Annotated in this window: 17 protein-coding genes and 1 pseudogene; 6 read left to right on the forward strand and 12 right to left on the reverse strand. The window is 35.7% G+C overall.

Features of this window, described 5'->3' with window-relative positions; all coding sequences use genetic code 11:
* Positions 1-15 precede the first annotated feature (15 nt).
* Positions 16-1,287 carry a phosphoribosylamine--glycine ligase gene (gene purD / locus CLV90_RS01945; RefSeq protein WP_133685842.1) on the forward strand — a complete coding sequence of 424 codons (1,272 nt, stop codon included), beginning with the start codon at positions 16-18 and terminating at the stop codon, positions 1,285-1,287.
* Positions 1,288-1,345: 58 nt separating this feature from the next.
* Here the strand turns inward: purD and CLV90_RS01950 are convergent, their stop codons facing one another.
* On the reverse strand, positions 1,346-1,567 hold the full coding sequence (locus tag CLV90_RS01950; protein WP_133685843.1) for a DUF6341 family protein: 222 nt from the start codon (positions 1,565-1,567) through the stop codon (positions 1,346-1,348).
* A gap of 148 nt (positions 1,568-1,715) precedes the next feature.
* On the opposite strand from CLV90_RS01950, the gene CLV90_RS01955 reads away from it, so the two are divergent.
* Genes CLV90_RS01955 through CLV90_RS01965 form a run of 3 tightly spaced genes read left to right on the forward strand, consistent with a single transcriptional unit; the run spans position 1,716 to position 4,218 of the window.
* Positions 1,716-2,537, forward strand: coding sequence for a hypothetical protein (locus CLV90_RS01955; RefSeq protein ID WP_407943365.1), 822 nt, complete (start codon positions 1,716-1,718; stop codon positions 2,535-2,537).
* A 39-nt stretch (positions 2,538-2,576) separates the two neighbouring features.
* Positions 2,577-3,179: a DUF4254 domain-containing protein gene (locus CLV90_RS01960; RefSeq protein ID WP_133685845.1), complete on the forward strand. Its 603-nt coding sequence runs from the start codon at positions 2,577-2,579 to the stop codon at positions 3,177-3,179.
* Entirely contained in the window at positions 3,166-4,218 is a 1,053-nt protein-coding gene (locus CLV90_RS01965) for a glycosyltransferase family 9 protein (RefSeq protein ID WP_341777668.1), read from the forward strand. The genes CLV90_RS01960 and CLV90_RS01965 overlap by 14 nt, the downstream gene beginning before the upstream one ends.
* On the opposite strand, the gene CLV90_RS01970 is transcribed toward CLV90_RS01965, so the two are convergent.
* From CLV90_RS01970 to CLV90_RS02010, 9 genes and pseudogenes are all read right to left on the reverse strand, one after another.
* On the reverse strand, positions 4,215-4,832 hold the full coding sequence (locus CLV90_RS01970; protein ID WP_133685846.1) for a TetR/AcrR family transcriptional regulator: 618 nt from the start codon (positions 4,830-4,832) through the stop codon (positions 4,215-4,217). The two genes, CLV90_RS01965 and CLV90_RS01970, sit on opposite strands and share 4 nt — an antisense overlap.
* A 265-nt stretch (positions 4,833-5,097) precedes the next feature.
* Positions 5,098-6,066, reverse strand: coding sequence for an arsenosugar biosynthesis arsenite methyltransferase ArsM (arsM, locus tag CLV90_RS01975; RefSeq protein WP_133685847.1), 969 nt, complete (start codon positions 6,064-6,066; stop codon positions 5,098-5,100).
* A 13-nt stretch (positions 6,067-6,079) separates the two neighbouring features.
* Positions 6,080-7,135 carry an arsenosugar biosynthesis radical SAM (seleno)protein ArsS gene (gene arsS, locus CLV90_RS01980; protein ID WP_133685848.1) on the reverse strand — a complete coding sequence of 352 codons (1,056 nt, stop codon included), beginning with the start codon at positions 7,133-7,135 and terminating at the stop codon, positions 6,080-6,082.
* 340 nt (positions 7,136-7,475) lie between these two features.
* Positions 7,476-7,811: an arsenosugar biosynthesis-associated peroxidase-like protein gene (locus tag CLV90_RS01985; protein ID WP_081819435.1), complete on the reverse strand. Its 336-nt coding sequence runs from the start codon at positions 7,809-7,811 to the stop codon at positions 7,476-7,478.
* A 234-nt stretch (positions 7,812-8,045) separates the two neighbouring features.
* Positions 8,046-8,711, reverse strand: a pseudogene (locus tag CLV90_RS01990) (metallophosphoesterase family protein); the annotation flags it as partial.
* Positions 8,666-10,006 (reverse strand): SLC5/6 family protein, encoded by a 1,341-nt coding sequence (locus CLV90_RS01995; RefSeq protein WP_133685849.1) that lies wholly within the window; start codon positions 10,004-10,006, stop codon positions 8,666-8,668. The gene CLV90_RS01995 and the pseudogene CLV90_RS01990, both read right to left, overlap by 46 nt.
* A gap of 31 nt (positions 10,007-10,037) precedes the next feature.
* Positions 10,038-11,462 carry a SusD/RagB family nutrient-binding outer membrane lipoprotein gene (locus tag CLV90_RS02000; protein ID WP_133685850.1) on the reverse strand — a complete coding sequence of 475 codons (1,425 nt, stop codon included), beginning with the start codon at positions 11,460-11,462 and terminating at the stop codon, positions 10,038-10,040.
* A gap of 10 nt (positions 11,463-11,472) precedes the next feature.
* Positions 11,473-14,676, reverse strand: a complete 3,204-nt coding sequence (locus tag CLV90_RS02005) for a SusC/RagA family TonB-linked outer membrane protein (RefSeq protein WP_133685851.1) — start codon at positions 14,674-14,676, stop codon at positions 11,473-11,475.
* A gap of 52 nt (positions 14,677-14,728) precedes the next feature.
* The gene (locus CLV90_RS02010) at positions 14,729-15,418 is read right to left on the reverse strand and encodes a TIGR04282 family arsenosugar biosynthesis glycosyltransferase (protein ID WP_133685852.1); all 690 of its coding nucleotides are present in this window, start codon (positions 15,416-15,418) and stop codon (positions 14,729-14,731) included.
* Positions 15,419-15,791: 373 nt separating this feature from the next.
* On the opposite strand from CLV90_RS02010, the gene CLV90_RS02015 reads away from it, so the two are divergent.
* Together CLV90_RS02015 and CLV90_RS02020 are read left to right on the forward strand one after the other, a co-directional pair.
* Positions 15,792-17,306, forward strand: coding sequence for a Do family serine endopeptidase (locus tag CLV90_RS02015; protein WP_133685853.1), 1,515 nt, complete (start codon positions 15,792-15,794; stop codon positions 17,304-17,306).
* Between the two features lie 78 nt (positions 17,307-17,384).
* Positions 17,385-18,158: a patatin-like phospholipase family protein gene (locus CLV90_RS02020; protein ID WP_133685854.1), complete on the forward strand. Its 774-nt coding sequence runs from the start codon at positions 17,385-17,387 to the stop codon at positions 18,156-18,158.
* An 8-nt stretch (positions 18,159-18,166) separates the two neighbouring features.
* Here the strand turns inward: CLV90_RS02020 and CLV90_RS02025 are convergent, their stop codons facing one another.
* Both CLV90_RS02025 and CLV90_RS02030 read right to left on the reverse strand, forming a co-directional pair.
* The gene (locus CLV90_RS02025; protein WP_133685855.1) at positions 18,167-20,014 is read right to left on the reverse strand and encodes an SLC13 family permease; all 1,848 of its coding nucleotides are present in this window, start codon (positions 20,012-20,014) and stop codon (positions 18,167-18,169) included.
* 187 nt (positions 20,015-20,201) lie between these two features.
* Positions 20,202-21,251 carry a ferredoxin--NADP reductase gene (locus CLV90_RS02030; protein ID WP_133685856.1) on the reverse strand — a complete coding sequence of 350 codons (1,050 nt, stop codon included), beginning with the start codon at positions 21,249-21,251 and terminating at the stop codon, positions 20,202-20,204.
* Positions 21,252-21,553: the final 302 nt, after the last annotated feature.

A 21,553-nucleotide genomic window follows, 5' to 3' on the forward strand; every position in this document is an offset into this window, starting at 1 on the left:
GCAAAAATTGACAAAATGAATATTTTAATTCTAGGATCAGGTGGTCGTGAGCATACTTTTGCTTGGAAATTGGCACAGAGTAATAAACTATCAAAACTATTTGTAGCACCAGGAAATGCTGGTACAGAAAAAATCGCAACAAACATACCAATCGGTGTAAATGATTTTGAAGCTATTAAAAAGTTAGTTTTAAAGGAGAGTATTCAACTTGTTATGGTGGGGCCTGAAGATCCTTTGGTAAACGGTATTCACGATTTTTTTCTTGGTGATAAAGAATTAAATAATGTGGCAGTTATCGGTCCTGAAAAATTGGCAGCAACTTTAGAGGGTAGTAAAGAGTTTGCGAAGGAGTTTATGATGCGTCATGAAATACCTACCGCTCAGTATAAAAGTTTTACTGCTGAGACTGTGGAAGACGGATTTAAATTTTTGGAAGAACTAATTCCTCCGTTTGTATTAAAAGCTGACGGATTGGCTGCTGGTAAAGGTGTTGTTATTCTTAATGACTTAAACGATGCCAAGGTTGAATTAAAATCAATGTTGGTTGATCAGAAGTTTGGTGCTGCCAGCTCAACTGTGGTTATAGAAGAGTTTCTCGATGGTATCGAATTAAGCGTTTTTGTACTAACAGATGGTGATAGCTACAAAGTGCTTCCTACTGCTAAAGACTATAAAAGAATTGGCGAGGGTGATACCGGACTCAATACGGGAGGTATGGGTGCTATTTCGCCGGTTCCTTTCGCGAGTAAGGACTTTATGGAAAAGATTGAGCAGCGAATTGTAAAGCCTACGGTAGAAGGGCTTAAAAAGGATAATATGCCTTACAAAGGTTTTATCTTCATTGGACTCATAAAAGTTGGTGATGATCCTAAGGTTATTGAATACAACGTTAGAATGGGTGATCCTGAAACTGAAGTGGTTTTACCGCGAATTCAAAACGATATGGTGGAATTGCTAAAAGCTGTTGCCGATCAGAAATTGTCTGAAATAGATTTGCAGTTAGATGATAGAACGGCTACTACAGTTATGACTGTTTCTGGTGGCTACCCTGGTTCATACGAAAAAGGAAAAGAAATCACCGGTATTGATGCTATTACTGAATCTCTGGTATTTCACGCAGGTACTACGCTTAAAGATGGTAAAGTAGTTACTAACGGTGGTAGGGTAATGGCGATTACTTCTTTTGGTACCGATTTTAAATCGGCACTAGCGCAATCGTATAAAAATGTAGAGAAACTTTCCTTTGAAGGAATGAATTATAGAAAAGACCTAGGTTTCGATCTTTAATAAATAATCTCTTATCGGTTTTTAATCTTTAAAAACCGATAAGAGATTAAATTCGATATTATAAGTAAGAGTGGGAAGTGCTTGATTTGTCTTCTTCTCCCTTATCATTGTATTTCTTTAATTCAAGCATCCAATACACAAATGCTACAGATCCTATCAACATAAATATCCAGTTTAAGATATTTGATAAAGCCCAACTATCTGTAAAACGTAAAAAATCTAACGGTGCAAAAAGTACATTTACGAACAAATCTGCGATACCTTCAAAAAATGATTTCATCTTATTACTATATTTACCAGCAAAAATATAAAAAGCTTAGATGATTTCAAGCATTTTTGAGAAAACAAAACCGGTCAATTTCATCATTCTTCTGGTTTTTTTGTTTCTTTTCTACTGGTCAGTCCAATTTTACCTCTTTGATGTATCGATGAGCAATGTAGAAATTGTTCCGTCAATCGGTATTTTGACAATTTTATTATTTAGTGTTTTTATTGTTGATTTTGTTGTTAAACGTAACAAACTTACCAGTACAAATTCTTTTGCAATTTTGTTCTTCACCCTACTTTTTGTAGTTTTTCCAGAGACACTGGGTGATAATAATGCCATTTTAACCAGTTTTTTTCTATTGCTTGCGATGAGGCGGTTACTAAGTATTAAGTCTCTAAAGAATATTAAACTTAAGATTTTTGATGCTGCATTGTGGATCTGCATTTCAAGTGTTTTCTATGAATGGGCCTTGCTTTATTTGCTTTTAGTTTTTGCGGCAATATTCATTTATGAACCAAAAAATATAAGAAACTGGTTGGTAATTATATCTGTAGGCTTTTGTTTTTTCATGATACTGTACGGTATATTAGTATTGCTTAACGAGCCTGATTTTATTCTAGAGCATTATGATTTTGCAATTAACTATGACGCTATATTCCCCATTAAATGGTGGACTAGCTTAAAAATGACATTATATGCCTTATTTAACATGGCTCTTGCTTTCTCTGCTTTTGTTCATTTGAGTAAGTCGGGAGTAGGTAAGGTTGTTGTTATGAGACTTATTGCATTTTCATTTGTAATAGGGTTGGTAGTAAATGTGTTGGTTACTTCTGAAAATAACAATGCAGTGATGATTACCTTTTTTCCTTCGGTAATTTTTATTGTCAATTATCTAGAATCTATTAAGAAACCTAAGTTGCTAGAATTAATTCTTGTTTCTAGTATTTTGGTGCCGATTATAGTTTTTGTTGTGAAACTTTAGGTTTATCCTGTAAACTTTATCTTTGTAAAAAAGGCTCATATGTTTAGCGAATTCGCATTTAATATATTTAGTACGAGTATTGATAAATATCACGTAGAAGATGATGTCTATCAAAGTTTTCATAATCCATATTCGAAAGAAGATATAGAGCACTTGCTATATCGAAAAAACTGGATTGATACCGTGCAATGGCACTATGAAGATATTATTAGAAATCCGGAGATAAACCCTGACGATGCTTTAGTTTTAAAACGTAAAATTGATGCCAGTAATCAAGATAGAACTGACTTGGTGGAGTTTATAGATAGTTATTTTCTTAATAAATACCAATCGGTAGATGTTAAGACAGATGCTACTATTAATACCGAGAGCCCTGCTTGGGCAATAGACCGCCTATCTATTTTAGCGCTTAAAATCTATCATATGAAAGAGGAAGCTACTAGAGCAGATGCCTCTTTAGAGCATAGAGAAAAATGCCAAGTTAAACTCGAAATTTTACTTGAGCAAAAAAACGACCTTTCTTTAGCGATTGACCAATTACTTGCGGATATTGAAAGTGGCGACAAGTATATGAAGGTATATAAGCAAATGAAAATGTATAATGATGAGGAACTAAATCCCATCCTTCGTGGTAACAAATAAAACAAATCACATACTGGCAGTACGACTTTCCGCAATGGGAGATGTCGCTATGACTGTTCCGGTTCTTTTGGGGGTTGTAAAAAAATATCCTCAGGTAAACATAACAGTTCTAACTAAAGGATTTACAGCACCTATATTTGAAAATATACCAAATGTCTCAGTTTTTAAGGCTGATGTAAAAGGAAGACATAAAGGTTTTTTAGGACTTTGGAAATTATACAAAGAATTAAAGGCGTTACAGATTGATGCAGTTGCAGATTTGCATAATGTGCTACGTAGTTCTATTCTAAAACAGTTTTTTAAACTATCAAAAATTCCTTTTATACAAGTGGATAAGGGAAGGGCAGCTAAGAAAGCTTTGGTAAATCCTGAACGAACATCATTTATTCCCTTACCGACTACTTTTGAGCGCTATTCTGAGGTTTTTAATAAGCTTGGGTATCCTATTACTATAAGTGAGATGGGAACCTTATCTAAAAGACCAATTACTGATTCAGCAAAAAGCTTGATCAACCCTAAAGGAAAGAAGCTGATTGGGGTTGCTCCGTTTGCAGCTTTTAGCGGAAAAATGTATCCATTACCAATGATGGAAAAGGTAATAGCCGCATTGAATTCCACGAATAAGTATCAAATTGTATTATTTGGTGGAGGGAAAAAGGAAATTGAAGTTTTGGCAAAATGGGAAACGCAGTTTAAAAATTGTGCTAATGCAGCAGGTAAGTTGTCATTCTCAGATGAATTGAGTTTAATTTCTAATTTGAAATTAATGCTGGCGATGGATAGCGGAAATGCTCATTTAGCCGCAATGTTCGGAGTACCAACCGTTACAATTTGGGGTGTAACGCATCCGTATGCAGGTTTCTCACCTTTTAATCAGCCGAAGCATCACGCACTTTTATCCGACAGAAAAAAATATCCTGCAATACCAACTTCAATTTATGGTAATAAATATCCTGACGGTTATGATAAGGTCATGGAAACCATATTACCAGAAACAATAGTTCAGAAAATAAATGAAATTTTAAAAACTCAGGATTAAGAATTAACGGACTTAGCTTCTATACTTTTAAAGTATTGACGTAACTGAGACATAAATCTGTATTTTTTGGCTGATGGTGCTGCACTGGTCATTAAAGTTCTTACTCCGAAATAAGAACTCATTAAAAAAGTAGCTGCAGCTTCGCAATCTACGTGACGATCTAAATAGCCATTGAATTTACCTTTTTGTAATGTTGTTACTAAATTTACTTCCCAGACGGTAACAATCTCATTTAAGTGACGCATTATTACCTCATTCTTTCCGTTGAATTCAGTTAAGAAATTACTTAAAATACAGCCGTAATCCATTTCGTTATGTACAGCAGTTTCCATAGCATCATCAAAACACTTCGTTATTAATGTTAACGGGTTATCGTGACCCTCTATTGGTTCTATTAAAGTACTATAGATTTTACGTGCCAATAAATTTTGAATGATTTGTATAAAGTAGTCTTCTTTAGAATCGAAATGATAATAAAACGCCCCCTTAGAAAGGTCTAACTTTTTTAGAATATCATCTATACTAGTATCGTAGTACCCTTGGGCATAAAACAACTCTAATCCTGTGTTCTGTAAACGTTGCATGGTTGCCATGCGCTTAAGGCTCTTGTTCATAATATTTAGATTTGGGTAAATCCGACCATGTGGTCTCTTTATAGAACGGCAGGTTGGTATAAATTATCAGGATTTATAGATTAGATGCATCTTTTTTCGATAAACGACCATTTAATCGCTGTATAACATCCTTTTTACACTTTTAAACAAACTAAGTGGTCAGTTCTGTATGTGATGTATTTGGTTCATTTATAGTAGAATGAGTTGGTTTAAAACAAAAACCGTTTGATATTTTATATCAAACGGTTACTAAATGAAGAATATTTTAACAGCATCCTCCACCATCGTAATGGTAGGTAGATTTACTGATAAAAATATCATTTGTATTTAAAGAAGCTAATGCATTGGCCGTTTTATCACAAATTGATAAAGGTTGGTTTTTAATTAGAACATGACCATTATTATCATCAAAAAAATCCTCATCCCCATAATATATTGCAGCTTTTCCAGTAAATATACATGGACCATCTAAGGGCATTGGATCTTTAATAGCTGCTACTTCTATAGATTCAATATAAATTAATTCATTTGTTGGATAAGCATTTGGAGCTAAAACTCTGTATGGTTTTCTTGCTCTAATTTCTATTGTTCCAAAACCTACATCGGTTAATGCTTTTATATACTGGTCAATAGGAATACTTCCGCTAAGACAAAGGGCTCTCAATCTATCATCTTCACGTAATTCATCGTTCATCGGTTGTTCACACGTTGGATCGCTCATTACCAATTTACCATGCGGCTTTAAAACCCGATACATCTCTTCAATTGCACGTTTTAAATCTTCTGCTTTGAAGATATTGAACAAACAATTTTGAGCTGCTACATCAATAGTATTGTCTTCAACCGGTAAGTTAAGGGCATCACCCTTCTTTAGCTCAACAAAATCAGATTTAAACCAAGCGTTCTCTTCTTCAGCGACCTTAAAGTTCTTTCTGCTGGCTTCTAGCATTTCATCAACCACATCAACACCCACAACGCCCCCTTTTTTACGATTGAAATATGAGAATTGTAGTAACTCCATTCCGCCACCAACACCTACATATAACATTTTCGGATTATTAGAAAGATCTCTTGCATGAACCGTGCTCCCACAACCATAATTCATCTCCTGCATTATTTTAGGAATCTTTAAACCTGGTAATTCCCATATAGGATTTGTAGTACAACATAAACCTACGTCTGGCTTAAGTGCTGCTTCTTTATAAAGATTGTTTGTTGCTTCTAAATAACTCATAGTTTTTTGTATTTTATGCTACAGTCCCTTGACAGCTACTACCCGCACCAGCCGTACAACCGTAACAATGTTGAGATATAATGATGTTTCTGTCATTCAATAAGTCTTCGTTATAATCTTTAATATGTTTTACCTTACTAGCTACTTTTAAGTCTAGCATTTGGTTAAAATCACAATCATATAACCAACCATCCCAACTAATAGAAATGGTATTGGTGCACATTACGTTGGCTACTGCAGACGGATTGTAAGCTTCTACCAGGGCATACATATAATCTTCGTAATTTTCTGATGCGATTAAATAATCCAAGAAACGCGCAATTGGTAGATTGGTAATGGCGAAAAGATTGTGAAACTGAATATCAAAATCTTCTTTTAAGGCTTTTTTGAAATCCTTTTCCATAGCTGCTTGATCTCCTGGTAAATATGCACCTGATGGATTATAGACTAAATCCAATCGTAAATCGCTACCAGGCATACCATAGCCTCTTTCGTTCAATTCTTGCAATGCCTTTATCGACTTGTCAAAAACTCCGTCCCCTCTTTGCTTATCCGTTTTACCACGGGTATAGTGGGGCATTGAAGAAATAACGTGTACGTTATGCTTTTTAAAGAAATCTGGTAGGTGATAATACTTTTTATTAGCTCTAATTATGGTCAGGTTAGAACGAACAATAAAGTCTTTGATTCCGGCTTTTGCAGCTTCTTCTACGAACCACTCAAAATCAGGATTCATTTCTGGTGCACCACCTGTTAAATCTAAAGTATGTGCTCCTGTATTTTTGATAACCTCTAAACACTGCTGCATCGTTTCACGCGTCATAATCTCTTTACGATCCGGACCAGCATCTACGTGGCAGTGCTCACAAACCTGATTACACATGTAACCCACATTGATTTGCAAAATTTCCAGCTTTTTAGGGCGTAACGGGAAGTGACCAATTTCGGCAATCTTATCTTTAAAATAAGGAAGCTCTCCATCAGCAAAAATTCCTCCGTTCAATATTTCTAATTGCTTGTTGGAAACTGCTAATTCGTTCCCTTTAGCCTTTAATGATTTTGTAGCCATTCTTTTTTTGTTGTTGGTTGATGGTTGTCTGTTGTTCGTTAATTTTTAGTTACGAGCGTTAAACAATTCAACCTATTTTAAATTCTTTTCTTAATAGATAGCAATTTCTATTTTTAATATTTTGGATTAGTAATCATTGGCGAATGTTGAGTAAAACTAACAACCGACAACAAACAACTATCAACTAATATCACAACAATTAATTTCTTATTCTTAACCTTGGATATTCATAATCAATATTCCATTTGTAATATTTTTATAAACTAGCTTTAATTTCAATGTATTGATTATTTAAGAAAGCTGCTACGAACAACCATCAACGAACAACCAACAACGAAATTTACATGGACAATTTATTATACTTATTCATCATCTGTACACCATGCACTAATGTTGCTCCACTTTCTATGGCAGCACCAACGTGTACTGCTTCCATCATCTCTTCTTTGGTAATCCCTTTTTGCAATCCGTCTTTGGTATAGGCATCAATACAATACGGACACTTAACTACGTGCGAAACTGCTAATGCAATTAGGGACTTTTCTCTTGCACTTAGTGCGCCTTCTTCGAAAACCTTACCATAATAATCGAAAAATTTAGTTCCAAGCTCTTCGCTCCACTCTGTTATTTTTCCGAATTTTCTTAAATCTGCTGGATCATAGTACGTATTTGCCATCTTTTTTTGTGTTTTAGGTTTTATTGAATCTTTTTGTTCTTGGTTAAAATGAATCGGAATTCCTTGCCCCATTTTTTCGATTTCAGGGAGTATTTCCATATTGTCCCAAATGCCAGAGGTTAGGGTATCACCATAGGCTTCAGGTAAATGATTTTTGTACATTAATTTCTGTGTGGTTTCGGCATCATAATCAAATGAATGATGTTTATAGGTTACTTCACCATCTTCAATATCCAGAATCAAATACCAAACTCGGGTAGTGCCATCATTTGCCGGCATACCAATAACACCAGGATTCAACCATAAATTTTCCTTTATAGTTTGATGAAAAGGTAAACCACAATGTCCCGCAATAATTATATCACTATTGGTGGCTGTAAAACAGCGTTCTTTACTTTCTGTGGCGTTTGATTTGAATACAAATTCTGAAGTATTACCATAGTTTCCATGGACTACCGTAACTTTTTTGCTGCCATAGTCAAAACTGATGTATTCTGGTATTTGCTTCATCCAATCTAAAGACTGTTGCGATAAGTGCCCTTTAGTATACGGAAACCACATTTTCGAGAAATCGTCACAACGGCTACCACTTTTAAAATCGCAACCACAATCTTCGCTATCACTAGCTAGTTGCAATTCTACATTACCAGCAATACTAATTGCTCCCCATTTTTGAAATAGTTGTACCGTTTCTTCAGGTTGCGCACAGTAACCGGTAATGTCACCAGTACTTATGCAGTTCTCAGGTTGAATTCCTGCTTCTTCAGCTATCGAAATCAGTTGCTCCAAAGCCTGCAGATTACTATACACGCCACCAAAAAGCAATAGCTTTCCGTTCTTGGTACCAATATGTTTTATTTCTTTATCCATGTAGGTATTATGTAAACGATTAGGCAACATAAAATGCCCCAAAAATTAATCCAAAGTAAATCGGCATACTTGCCGGTGGTGAAAATCAAATCGTCTGGAAACCATTTAAAAATTAAAAGGAACCCAAATAGCAGTCCTATAAAAACGCTTAGGAGAAAACTGATTTTGGGTGCTTTATCCTTCCAAAATATAAAAACGGGAGTTAGCCCTATTACCATAGTTCCACTAATTGTCGTAGCAGATAATATTTCTGCATCTAAAAAAACGGGTATGGTTCCCAAAACTGCGATTGCTACCATAGACCAACGACCAAATTTTAATGTATTTCCTAGATTTAAATCTAATGCCAATAATTTTGAAAATGATGAAAAAGTAGAGTCTAAGGTAGATGCTGCTGAAGTTATCATGATGAAATTGATGACCAATAATATTACGGTTCCAAATGCTTTACCAACTTGTACCGCTGCCTGACCTTGCATACCTTGAGATTGAGCATATACACCAATGATGCTAAACAGAATAATGCAAAGAGCACCAAGAACACTTGCCCATAAAAAACTTTTCAATGTTACATTCGGACTACTGATAAAACCTCTGTCTGTTAATACGGGGTCATGAAAGGGATAGCTGAAAGATTGTAATAATGCTGCGAATAGTAAATTAAGCCCTGTTTCAAAAGACCAAATACCTGAATTAACCACTTCGGTAGTGGTGATTGCATTATCATTTCCAAAAATAGTGAACAATATTACCGCTAAAAGGATAGAAAATAACCCCATTTGAACAACATCGGTAAAAATGGAGCTACTCATGCCACCTTTCAATACATAGGACAAAGTAAGTGCCGTAAATATTAAAATGGACCAATAATAAGCACTGGTACCCATATCACCAAAGTAAGACCCTATAACCATGGTGTTGCTCCATACCTCATTAAATAAGCGGAATGCGATCAATATAGAGAATATCGTTACAGCGGTTTTGCCAAATTTAGAAGATAAGAAATGGTGAATACTAGTATACTTTCCATGTAGCCTCATTTTGTAAATGACGATACCTGCTACAGCAAATGACAAATAATATCCAGCATAGGCAACACCACCAACAATACCAAAGTCTAACCCTAAGTTTGCGGCGTTGGTTATACTCTTGGCAAATATCCAAGAGATGATCAAACTACCCATTAACATGAATGTATTGGGTGCTTTCTTCTTTTGAACTGCTTTAAAAAACTGATTGGTATCTTTTGCCCATGGGGAAAGGAAAAACAACACCAAACTTGATGCTATTATTAATCCCCATTGCCAAATTTTTACTTCAGTCATAAATTATAATTATTCCTAACTCCTAACTCGTTTACTCATCCCACCAAACAGCCACATTTATACTATTGCCTTCCGTTTTATTTGAAGCTTCGGTATAATTGGCATTATTTAAAGCTTCTTCTTCAGCGGGATAAGGCATGCGAATCGGTATTAAATCATTGTTTAAACTAGCCGAGATTGTTTTCAATTGTGGAAAACCTGTTCTTCTATATTCAATCCATCCTTCATAACCGTTTATTGAATTTGCAATCCATTTTTGAGTAATGATATTCTCTAAAGGGTCGCCATTATTTAAAGCTGCGTCAACGGTTAAATAATCAGTAGGTAGCTCCACTTGCCAATATTCAAAGGCTTGTGTTACTCCGGTATTATAAAGCGTTTCGGTATCGTCAGCAATAAGACCTTTTTGAGCGGCTTCTGCTAACAGAAAGTGAGTTTCCATGCTAGTCATGAAGTTGGCGTCTAATTGCCCTGTATTCTCTCTGAAAATAGTGCCTAATAAAGAATAATCAGCTAAGGATACTCCGGCAGATGCATCAATCCCATTTAACAGCCCGTTGTAACCGTCATCTGTACTATTGGCGAATGGTTGATAAAATTGTGCGATACGTGGGTCGTTTAAATCTGTCAAAATTTCATCCATCGTTTCAGAAAGCACGTAATTATTAAAATCACCAACCCTAAGTTGTGCCAGTCTAAAACTATTCGGCTCACCATCGGTAAAGTTGAAAATTGCATTTTCGCTGTTATCATCAATAAAATTACCATCAGTAACTATCGTCTGCAATTGAGAAGCAACATCAATTTTACTTGAAACACGCATTAAATATTTAATCTTCAATGAATTTGCAAAACGAATCCATCCGTCTAAATCGCCATTAAATAAAATATCACCTTCTAACGCTATGGTTCCCGTATAGTTCTGAATGGCTAAAATTCCTTTATTTAAATTATCGAATACACCATCTTCATCCATATAAATAGATTCTTGAGAATCATAAACGGGAGTTACGGTTTCTGTATCTCCTTTAAATGCTTCGGAATAAGGAACGTCACCAAATAAATCTGTTAAGCCAGCCGCCATATACGCTTTCATAATTCTTGCGGGACCTTCATAAACAGTATATGCAACATTCTCTTGAGATAGATTCAGTATAATTTCATTATCCCTTAAATTCTGATAGAATATAGGCCATGGATTCCCCCCCAATTGCGGCGACTTTAAATCATGACGATCGAAAAGGTTAAAATCTAATGCCGTACTGTATTGACCCAAGAGATTGCCTGCCGTAAAACCTTCATAAGACATTTGCTCACCGTAGTCATAGATAACCTGTCTTAACAGTAGGCTTGGTTGTACCGTAACCGGATCGTTGGTGTTCGTATTAATTTCTTCAAAATCTTTTGTGCAGCCAACGACCAACAACAAGATTAGAATGGTATATATATATTTCATTTTCTTTTTCTTAAAAATTAAATCCGGCTTTGAAACCAATGCTTCTGGTGGTGGCGTATGACATGTCTTCTACACCGCTAATAAATCCTTGTCCCTGAACAGCTAATTGCTCTGGATCAAAATGCGGATTCTCTGTAATGGCAAATAGGTTTTTTCCAATAAGTGATAGACTCAATGTTGCATCTTGATTGAAAAGACTAAGATTGTCAAACGTATAACCAATGGATACTTGACGCAGCTTTAAAAAGGAAGCATCATAGGTGTTATTTTCTTCATGGTTTCTGTCATAGAACTGGCGGTAGTAACTTTCTGCCGATACTGCCACTGTATTTTCAGTATAAACAGGATTATCTGCAGCGCCTGTATTTACAACGCCTTCGGGAACAATTCCTTCTTCTGGTCTGTTTGCTGTTTCTGCCAACTGACCCCCAACATTACCCAAAGCTCTAGTTCTAGAAACAATGATACCGCCTTGTCGCCAATCGAAAAGGAAACCCATATTCCAGTTTTTATAATTGAATTGATTATTAAAACCTAACATAAAATCAGGATTGTAATTCCCTAATTTTTGGAGCTCGTTATCAGGTATGTATCTACCCTCATCCGTAAGGATAAAATCGCCATTTTCATTTTTCAAATAGCCAGTTCCGTATAGATCACCAACGCGACCACCTTCTTCTGCCTGTAAAAATACCGTTTGGTTTTGACTGTCGTAAATTCTTGAGTACGCCAGTGTTAATCGCCCTTCATCTTGTGGTAGGCTTTCTACTGTAGACCTGTTGGTGCTAAAATTTAAGGTGCTGTTCCATTTTAAATTCTGACTTATAACCGGCGATATGCCTAAAATAATCTCCACACCTTTAGAACGTACTTCACCACCATTAACTACTTGTTGTGTATAACCGGAGGAGATACCAATAGGCAAAGAAATGATTTGATCTTTGGTCAATGCATTGTAGTAAGAAACATCAAAACGAACCTGATCGCCAAATAATCGTACATCTGCACCTACTTCAAAAGAAGAGGTTAGTTCTGGTTGTAGATTCGCATTTGCAATCGTGTTTGAATTACTGAAAGTAGGTTGACCATTAAAAGGAGTTTGCGCTACAAAAGCACCTGTAGTCTGATACGGATTTGTATCATTACCAACCTGCGCCCAACTTGCCCTTAGTTTTGCAAAAGAAATTGATTTAGGTAAATCAACTACCTCCGATAGTATAAAACTACTAGATACCGATGGATAAAAGAACGAGGTATTATCTACTGAAAACGGAGTGGCTAAAGCACTGGACCAATCGTTTCTTCCGGTTACATCTAAGAATAGGTAGTCTTTATATCCAAATTTGGCTAGACCGTAAAAACTATTGATTCTCTTATTTGATTCAAACTCGAATACCTCAATTGGGGAAGCTGCATTAGATAATCTAAAAATACCTGGTTGTGCTAAACTTGTAGTTTGTGCTTGTGAGGTAAATGCCTTTTGATCTAATCGATTTCCGCCGAGCGATACATCTACCTTAAAGTCATTGAATTGATTTGTATAGTTCAACAAAAAATCGGTATTTACTTCTCTATAAAAAACATCATGCTCGGCATAAGCGCCATTAGAAAAACGATTAGAACTATAGGCTCTTTTCAATTGGCGTAATTCACTTGAATAATCCATACCTGTTCGTATAGATGCCGTTATGTGCGCTGTAATATCATAGCTGGCTGAGATGTTTCCGAATACCCTATCTCTATTGAACGAATTGGTATTTTCATTAAGAATAAAATACGGATTATCGAAAAACGTATAATTATAGGAGTACTGTTGTATGCCTTCTAAACCGGGTTGCCAGTAGTTTTTTAAATTTTCAATGTTTAAAGAGCGCGGACCCCAAGCAACTAAAGAATAATTGGCATTCTCAGAACCATAACCGTTAGAGGGTCTGTTGTCACTATTAGAATTAATATAACTTATAGATGAATTGATGCGTAAATTTTCAATAGGTTGAAAATTTAAACGTGCACTTACGGTTTGTCGGTCTAAATTAACTCCCGGTATTATAGATTCACTTCTTAAATCCGTAAACGAAAGACGATAGTTACCTTTTTCAAATCCGTTAGAAATAGCGATATTATTAATTAACGTTGTTCCGGTTTCATAGAAATCCTTCAAGTTATCGGGGTTCGATTTAAACTCCGTCGGTGTAATCGTATTCCCATTATAAAGTGCAGTATCACCACCTCGCACTACGGTTCCATCAGCCAATGTCACGGGGCTGTCATATTGTGGAATAAGATTACCAACATCTAAACGTGGTCCCCAACTATAAGTAATCAGGTCATTTGTGCCTCCACCTAATCCGTCAACAAAAGCAAATTCACCAGAATTCCCTTGTCCGTATTCATTTTGAAAATCGGGTAACTGAAATGCTGAGTCTACAAAGAAACTGGTGTTGTAGCTCACACCTAATCCTTTCGTATTCTTCCCGCTTTTGGTTTCTATGATAATAACACCGTTAGATGCTCTTGTACCATAAAGAGCTGCCGCACTTGGTCCTTTTAAAACAGATACTTCGGCAATATCATCAGGATTCACATCCATTGCGCCGTTTCCAAAATCTATTTCTTGAAATCCGGCAGCGGCTTCATTGGTAAAGTTGAAGACCGAGTTATTATTTATCGGTACTCCGTCTACTATAAACAACGGATTGTTATTGGAAAAAGAGGCTTCTCCACGAATGGTTATTTTAGAAGAGGAACCTACACCGGTAGCTCCTTGATTTATGGTTACACCTGCCAGTTTACCGGATAAATTATCAAGAAAGTTAACCGATTTTACTTCGGTAACTCCTTTGGCATCTAAACTTTGAACGACATATCCCAATTCTTTGGTTTCTCGTTTTAACCCTAATGCGGTCAAAACTACTTCGTCTAAAACTTCAGAAGAATCTTTAAGTGTGATATTAATGGTACGGCGATCATTGATAGGAACAAGTTGTGTTTGGTATCCTAAAGCAGAAAATTCAACATTGCCCGTAAGAATGGGAACATCAATGGTATAAAAACCACTTTCATTGGTGGTTGATCCGGTTATGGTCCCAGACAATACAATGTTTACGTACGGTATGGTATTGCCATCGGTATCGGTAACAATACCTGTAATTGTTTCTTGAGCATTGACCATATTCATTATAAACAAGGTCAACACTAGTAATAAGTGTTTCATATATAGCTTTGGACTGAGGTTTCATTTACCCAACTATTGGGTAAAAGGAGAATTAGATAAATGAAACTGTTGGAGAGCCTTTGTTATATAGAAAGTAATTAGGTAATAGTTTAGAGAAGTTCTGTTTAGTGTAGTAAAGACTTCTGCTTCTTTTTAATAAACCGATGATCAACAATAATATGGTTGATGATAAACCAGAAGAAAACGATAGAATAGATTCTAAATCTCTTTCGTTATCTAAATCTTGTAAAACAGGTAATTTTATTAATTCAGACGATTCTTCTTGTAACCACAATGAAATTTGGTGATATAAGCTGAAGCGTTGCCATGGTAGATTTTGAAATTCTGCAGCCTGAAAGTTAGATTTTTGAAGACCTAACAAATAGAAACCACCATCATTTGAAGGACCAATTACAGTCTTACCCATTGCCAATTGTTGGGCAGTATGCTTAAGATGCTGTGTCTTTAAATGCGGAGTGTCATTACCAATGGTAATAATGTTAGAAAAGCCTCTTTCAAAAACGCTGGCAATGGCATTAGTAAAACGCTCGCCAAAAGTTGCGCCAACTTGATCTTTATCTGAAAAGTGAAAAACAGGTAAACCTGTTTTTTTTGCTTTCTTGAGGGTAGTTTGAGTTAAAACATCGAATAACTGTTCACCATGGGGAATTTGCTTGTTCGCTAAATCTTCTTTAGCGGAATTGGCAAAAACCAGAATTGCAGTTGTACTCAGTGAATTCAATTAAATGTTATTTCTTGTTGATAAACTTACGTAAAAATATGGCAAAGGTTTTTTAAGTATGCATAATAGCTAAATTAAAACATATGAAATACCTTACTTTAAGTCAAAATGACAGTTTTAGACCACTTGGTCGGTTTTATACTCGCTATTTATTATCCTATCTTTTAAATTCGACTATCAACAAACCCAAAAATCAGATAAGTGACCTATTTTAATGCCGATTTTGACAAAATTTTAAGGTTACAGACTAGTTAGTCTAAAAAAAGCCTTAAAATTTCAGTTAGTTTTAATTTTTTTTTAGCATTGACAGTAATATGCATGGCATAGCTATTGCGAATAGGACATCAGAAGAATTATAAAAATTTAAATACATATGAAATCAGACACAAATACCAGAAGCGCTTGGAAGGTTTACTTCTTCTCTGCGATTATTGCTCTTGCAGTAAGTTACGGAGTACTACATTTTAACAAACAAGAGGTGAAAGAATCTACCGGAGTAACCGTCGTAGAATCTGTGCCGGGTGCACAGGCTTTATACACGAAGGACAATGAAGGAAACATTAAGCCTTTAGATTTTACCGAAACATCTGAAAAAGTTTTAGATGCCGTGGTGCATATTAAATCTACCCAAACTGGTTCATCGAATCAAAGTCAAGGAGCACGTGAATTACCAGACCCTTTTAAAGAGTTTTTTGGTGATATGTTTAAAGGTCAATCTCCGCATGGTATGCAATCACAACCTCGTGTTGGAACTGGCTCTGGTGTTATCATCAATGATAAAGGGTATATTGTAACGAATAACCATGTTATTGATAATGCCGATGAGGTTGAAGTTACCTTATATAATAACCAATCATATAAAGCGACGGTTATTGGCACAGATCCAACTACAGATTTGGCATTGCTACAGATCAAAGCCGATAATTTAAAAACGATGTCTTTGGTGAATTCTGATGATGTAGAAGTAGGTGAGTGGGTATTGGCAGTTGGTAATCCGTTAGGGTTAAATTCTACAGTTACTGCAGGTATCGTAAGTGCCAAGGCAAGAAGCATTCATATTAATACCGATAAATTTGCGGTAGAAAGTTTTATTCAAACAGATGCAGCTATCAACCCAGGTAATAGTGGTGGTGCATTGGTTAATTTAGACGGAAACCTTGTAGGTATCAACACTGCAATCGCTAGTACAACAGGTACTTATACAGGATACGGATTTGCAGTACCTAGCAACATCGTTACCAAAGTAGTTGAAGATTTGTTGAAATTTGGGAATGTGCAACGTGGTATGTTAGGAGTTACCATTAGAACAATGGATAGCAACTTAGCGAAAGAAAAAGATGTTGACTTTACCAAAGGCGTTTGGGTAGAGCAAGTAGGTGAAGATAGTGGTGCTGATTTGGCAGGTATGGAATCTGGTGATATTATACTTAGCGTTAACGGAAAAGAAACCGCTACATCACCAAGACTTCAAGAAATTATTGCGGGTAAAAGACCAGGCGATAAGGTTGCCATTATTGTGAATAGAAATGGAAAGGAAAAAGAACTTGAGGTAGAGCTTCATAATTCTCAAGGTGGTACAGATTTTATCAAAAAAGAGAAAAAAGAAGTATTTAATCTTTTAGGAGCAGATTTTGAGAATGTGGATAAAGACATTGCCAAAAAATTAGATATCGATGGCGGGGTACAAGTTTCTAAATTATACCCTGGTAAGATTAAGAGTGAAACTCAAATGCGAGCTGGTTTTATCATTACCCATATTGATGGTAAACGAGTAAAGGATGTTGATGATGTTGCTGCTATTTTAGAGAACAAGAAAGGCGGAGTGATGTTAGAAGGAGTTTATGAAGATGGCACTAAAAATTATTATGCCTTCGGATTGGATTCATAGTCCGCTTTAATGACTAATTTTATGCCGAGCGGATAATAGTATCCGTTCGGCATTTTTTTTGAAATTAATTCTAGTTAGATGCAATTAGGTTCTAAGTCCATTGGTTTGGTGCTTTCCGGTGGAGGCATTAGAGGTATGGCGCATATAGGTGTTATAAAGGCAATGCAAGAATTTGGTATTGAAGCCAAGGTAGTTTCCGGTAGTAGTATTGGAGCTTTGGTAGGAGCGTTGTATGCGGCGGATAAACCAGTTGTTGATATGCTCAAGTTTTTTAAGGAAACACCACTTTTTAAATATAATTATTTCGCGGTCGCCAAACCGGGTTTATTGAATAGCGAGAGTTATATAGCTTCCTTTAAACAGTATTTTCCAGATGATAGTTTTGAGGCTTTAAATAGAGAGCTTCACGTAGTAGCAACCAATTTGCAGAAAGGTGAAGAGCTTTTTATTAATCAAGGTGAATTGATAAAACCTTTATTGGCATCGGCCGCATTACCACCCGTTTTTAGTCCCGTTGAGTATAAGGGTGAATTATATGCCGATGGAGGAATCATGAATAACTTTCCGTCTGAAGCGGTTCTGCCAAAAGTGGATTATGTAATTGGTAGTAATGTATCTGTAGTTTCCCAACTAGAGAAAAAACACTTAAACAACTCATTTCAATTAACAGGAAGAGTAACAGGATTAATGATTTATGCCATCAATCGACAAAAAATAAACAACTGCCACCTTGTTCTCGAATCTAAAGAATTGGAGCATATTGGACTTTTGGATAGAAGAGGTATTGAAAAAGCTTATGCCATTGGTTATGAAGCTGCAGTTAGAAAATTTGAAGCCGTATTCTCGGAATAATTCGTTTTCTAAAGCATGGAACTCAACAGTAGTGTGCCAACAATCCACAGTACCAAAGATATTGTTCCTCCAATCACTAGAAAGTGTTTAAACTTGTAGATTCCCATACTATAAATTAGGGCATTGGTTTGATAACCTAAGGGAGTAAAGAAGCTAAAATTCGCAGCGAACATTACACAAAGAATAAATGGTTTTGGATCAAGACTTAATCCTCCAGCAAGTGAAATTCCTATAGGTGCCATTATAATAGCGGTAGCATTATTTGACACGACACTACTTAAAACCATGGTAGTCAAAAATAACAAGCCAATAATAAATATAGGTTGCTGACCAGACATTAATGCCAATAGTTCTTCGGTGATCCACGTGTCTGCTTTGGCATTGCTCATGGCGATACCTAGCGGGATCATACCTGCCAATAAGAATATAATTTGCCAGTTTATTTTCTCGTAAATACGATTCAATTCTACACACTTAAAAAGAAGCATAGCCAAGGTTCCAGTAATTACACTTGTCATTACTTCAAAAACCCCAGTTGCTGCCATGGCAATGGTTGCTACAAGGATTAAGATCGATAGATTTCTTTTAAATGGAGTAGCAGGTGTGCGACCTTCATATTGGTTCAATACAGCCAGATTGTTGCTGTTTTCAAAGTTAGAAACGTATTCTGGCTTAGTTTGTATCAATAATCGATCCCCGACATGAAGTTTTGTAAACTCATGATTACTTTGGTGTAATCTATTTTGTAGAATACGTAACTTCTTTCTTTTATTGACACCAAGTGGAATAGCTCTTGGTATCAACATAGTTTTCAACTCAGACAAATTTCTACCCAAAAAACGTGAACCGGGTAATAGAAGAAGTTCTAATAATAAGCTTTCATCTTTTTCTTCTTTTGATTCCTCATTATCGTTTTTAGAATTTGCTACTTTCTTAATTTGAGTGCTTTTTGTAGATGTAAAATGGTCTTTTTCGGCTAAATCGACCTCAAAATACCCTTCACCACGCATTTTTTGAAGATTTTCTAAACTGCAATGTAAAAGAATGACATCGTTTGGTTTAATCAGTAAATCATGATTATCAAGATTTTGATCGTAGCCATATCTAGACAAGCGTAACACCGTTATGTCAGCTTCTTTATACATAAAGCTTTCCCCAATGGGCGTATCAACTAACGGGGAATCTTTTTCAATAGTCAATGTCAAAAGATAGCGGTCAAGGTCATAATTGTCTGAAAGGTCGCCATTATCTTTTGGTAAAAAACGATAGAAAACGGCTATAATTCCTATAGAAATGATCAAAAAAGTGCCTCCTATGAGTGAAAATTCAAAAAAACCGAGTTTTTCGCCTGTGTACCTTGCGGCTATATTACTGACCAATAAGTTGGTTGAAGTTCCCATAAGAGTACAGCTTCCTCCTAGAATACTTGCGAATGATATGGGTAATAATAATTTTCCTGGTGGTAGTTGATACTTTTCTCGTAACTCGGCAACTATCTTTATAAAAACAATTACTACAGCGGTTGAACTTACAAAGGCAGAAATACTACCTGCAATTAGCATAATGGCAACCGTTGCTAAAACAACGGGCCAGTTCTTTAAAATTTTTAATCCTTTCGCTAAGTAAGAAATTGCGCCGTTCTCTTCTAATCCGATCGCTAAAATCATTAAGCATAAAATGGTGATGACCGCTTTGTTAGAAAATCCGCTAACAGCCTCTTCTGGTGATACCAAGCCTGTTAATAATAAGGCAGCAATGATGCAGAAGGATATTTTATCCATCGGAAAAATCTCAAACGCAAACAGAATAATTACCGCAGCGATGATGATAAAAACTCCAATGATTTCGATGGTCATAGTTTGTGAGAATTGAAAAAGCTATCAAAGATATTTCAACGCCCTAGTAAGGATAACTCAATCAAATTTTATTTTGACTTGGAGTAAGAAAATAATGCAAAAAACGTCATTACCAACGTAGTGAAGTAATGACGTTTTAGAAGTAATTTTTACTTCTTATAAGTTTCCCCTTCGGGGATTAAGGAGATTAGACATCATCATAATCTACCTTGATAGTAGATGTAGTTGGGTGTGCTTGGCAGGTAAGAATAAATCCGTCTGCTATTTCCTTATCCGTTAAAATTTGGTTCATCACCATTTCTGCTTTTCCTTCAGTTACTTTGGCAATACAGCTACTGCAAACTCCGCCTTGGCAAGAGTATGGTGCATCTATATTTTCTTTTAAAACGGCGTCAAGAATAACCGTCTTTTTATCCATCGTGAATTGAAATTCCTCATCGTCAACAAGAACGGTAACCGATGTTTGACCATCTGCCTGTACAGGTAATTCTTCTTTTATCTCTGTAGGAGTAAAAAGCTCAAAATGGATTTTATCCTTATCCACTTCATTTTCTATTAAAGTGTCTTGAACTAAACGGATCATCTCTTCTGGACCACATAGATAGTATCCATCAAAATCAACATCTTTATGCTTGTTCAATAGTGCATAGTTTACTGTTGAGGTATCTATTCTACCAAATAAAGCCTTGTCTTCACGGGTTTGGCTATTAGTGAAGTACACAAAAAACCGATTGGCATATTCTAATTCTAATTTTACCAAATCTGTATAGAACATGGTCTCTTCGTACGATTTGTTACCGTAAACCAAAACAAATTTGTTCTTAGGGTTACTATCTAAAACAGACTTTACAATACTCATAATTGGTGTAATACCACTACCTGCAGCAAAAGCAGCAATATTCTGAACGTCATTGGTCGTATTGAATACGAAACGACCTTCTGGCTCCATTACTTCTAAGGTATCACCAACTTTTAATTCTGAATTGGCGTAGTTAGAGAATCCGCCATTATCTACTTTTTTAATACCGATAGTGATGCCATCTTTTTCAGGTGATGAACTTATAGAGTATGCTCTTCTAAGTTCTTTTCCTTTGATCTCTTTTTTAATCGTGATATACTGACCCGCCGTAAAGGTGAAAGTCTGTGCCAATTCTTTCGGAATTGAAAACGTAACGGCAACAGAGGTTGGCGTTAATTTCTTAATATGTTTAACCGTTAATGGGTGAAAATGCGACATATATTCGTTTCTTTAAATCGATTTACAAAATTAAGCATGCTTTTGCGATAAAATATGACATTTGTCAAAAAAGTCAGTTTTACTGCGTTTTGTTTAACTTTTTGTACTATCAAATAGTATTGAAGTATCTCATTTAAGAGAAAGAGCGTGTTTATTTTATGGTTGTTATACGAAGTATTATTTAAGGAAAGGATAGGTCGTATGAATGATTTCTAAATTAATTATATGATAGGTTTAGTAAAATGAACAAATTACCGACATTATAAACACTATGAAGTATTTTACTTACGTTATATGTTGTA

This window comes from Maribacter spongiicola (assembly GCF_004364165.1).
GTDB classification, from domain to species: Bacteria; Bacteroidota; Bacteroidia; order Flavobacteriales; family Flavobacteriaceae; genus Maribacter; species Maribacter spongiicola.

Excerpts from the sequence above, each read along its gene's own strand:
- CLV90_RS02000 (WP_133685850.1), bottom strand. The coding sequence starts at position 11,462 with ATGAAATATATATATACCATTCTAATCTTGTTGTTGGTCGTTGGCTGC.
- arsS (WP_133685848.1), bottom strand. The coding sequence starts at position 7,135 with ATGGCTACAAAATCATTAAAGGCTAAAGGGAACGAATTAGCAGTTTCC.
- CLV90_RS02020 (WP_133685854.1), top strand. The coding sequence starts at position 17,385 with ATGCAATTAGGTTCTAAGTCCATTGGTTTGGTGCTTTCCGGTGGAGGC.
- arsM (WP_133685847.1), bottom strand. The coding sequence starts at position 6,066 with ATGAGTTATTTAGAAGCAACAAACAATCTTTATAAAGAAGCAGCACTT.
- CLV90_RS02015 (WP_133685853.1), top strand. The coding sequence starts at position 15,792 with ATGAAATCAGACACAAATACCAGAAGCGCTTGGAAGGTTTACTTCTTC.
- CLV90_RS01995 (WP_133685849.1), bottom strand. The coding sequence starts at position 10,006 with ATGACTGAAGTAAAAATTTGGCAATGGGGATTAATAATAGCATCAAGT.
- CLV90_RS01955 (WP_407943365.1), top strand. The coding sequence starts at position 1,716 with ATGAGCAATGTAGAAATTGTTCCGTCAATCGGTATTTTGACAATTTTA.
- CLV90_RS01950 (WP_133685843.1), bottom strand. The coding sequence starts at position 1,567 with ATGAAATCATTTTTTGAAGGTATCGCAGATTTGTTCGTAAATGTACTT.
- CLV90_RS01985 (WP_081819435.1), bottom strand. The coding sequence starts at position 7,811 with ATGGCAAATACGTACTATGATCCAGCAGATTTAAGAAAATTCGGAAAA.
- CLV90_RS02030 (WP_133685856.1), bottom strand. The coding sequence starts at position 21,251 with ATGTCGCATTTTCACCCATTAACGGTTAAACATATTAAGAAATTAACG.
- CLV90_RS01960 (WP_133685845.1), top strand. The coding sequence starts at position 2,577 with ATGTTTAGCGAATTCGCATTTAATATATTTAGTACGAGTATTGATAAA.
- purD (WP_133685842.1), top strand. The coding sequence starts at position 16 with ATGAATATTTTAATTCTAGGATCAGGTGGTCGTGAGCATACTTTTGCT.
- CLV90_RS02025 (WP_133685855.1), bottom strand. The coding sequence starts at position 20,014 with ATGACCATCGAAATCATTGGAGTTTTTATCATCATCGCTGCGGTAATT.
- CLV90_RS02005 (WP_133685851.1), bottom strand. The coding sequence starts at position 14,676 with ATGAAACACTTATTACTAGTGTTGACCTTGTTTATAATGAATATGGTC.
- CLV90_RS01970 (WP_133685846.1), bottom strand. The coding sequence starts at position 4,832 with ATGAACAAGAGCCTTAAGCGCATGGCAACCATGCAACGTTTACAGAAC.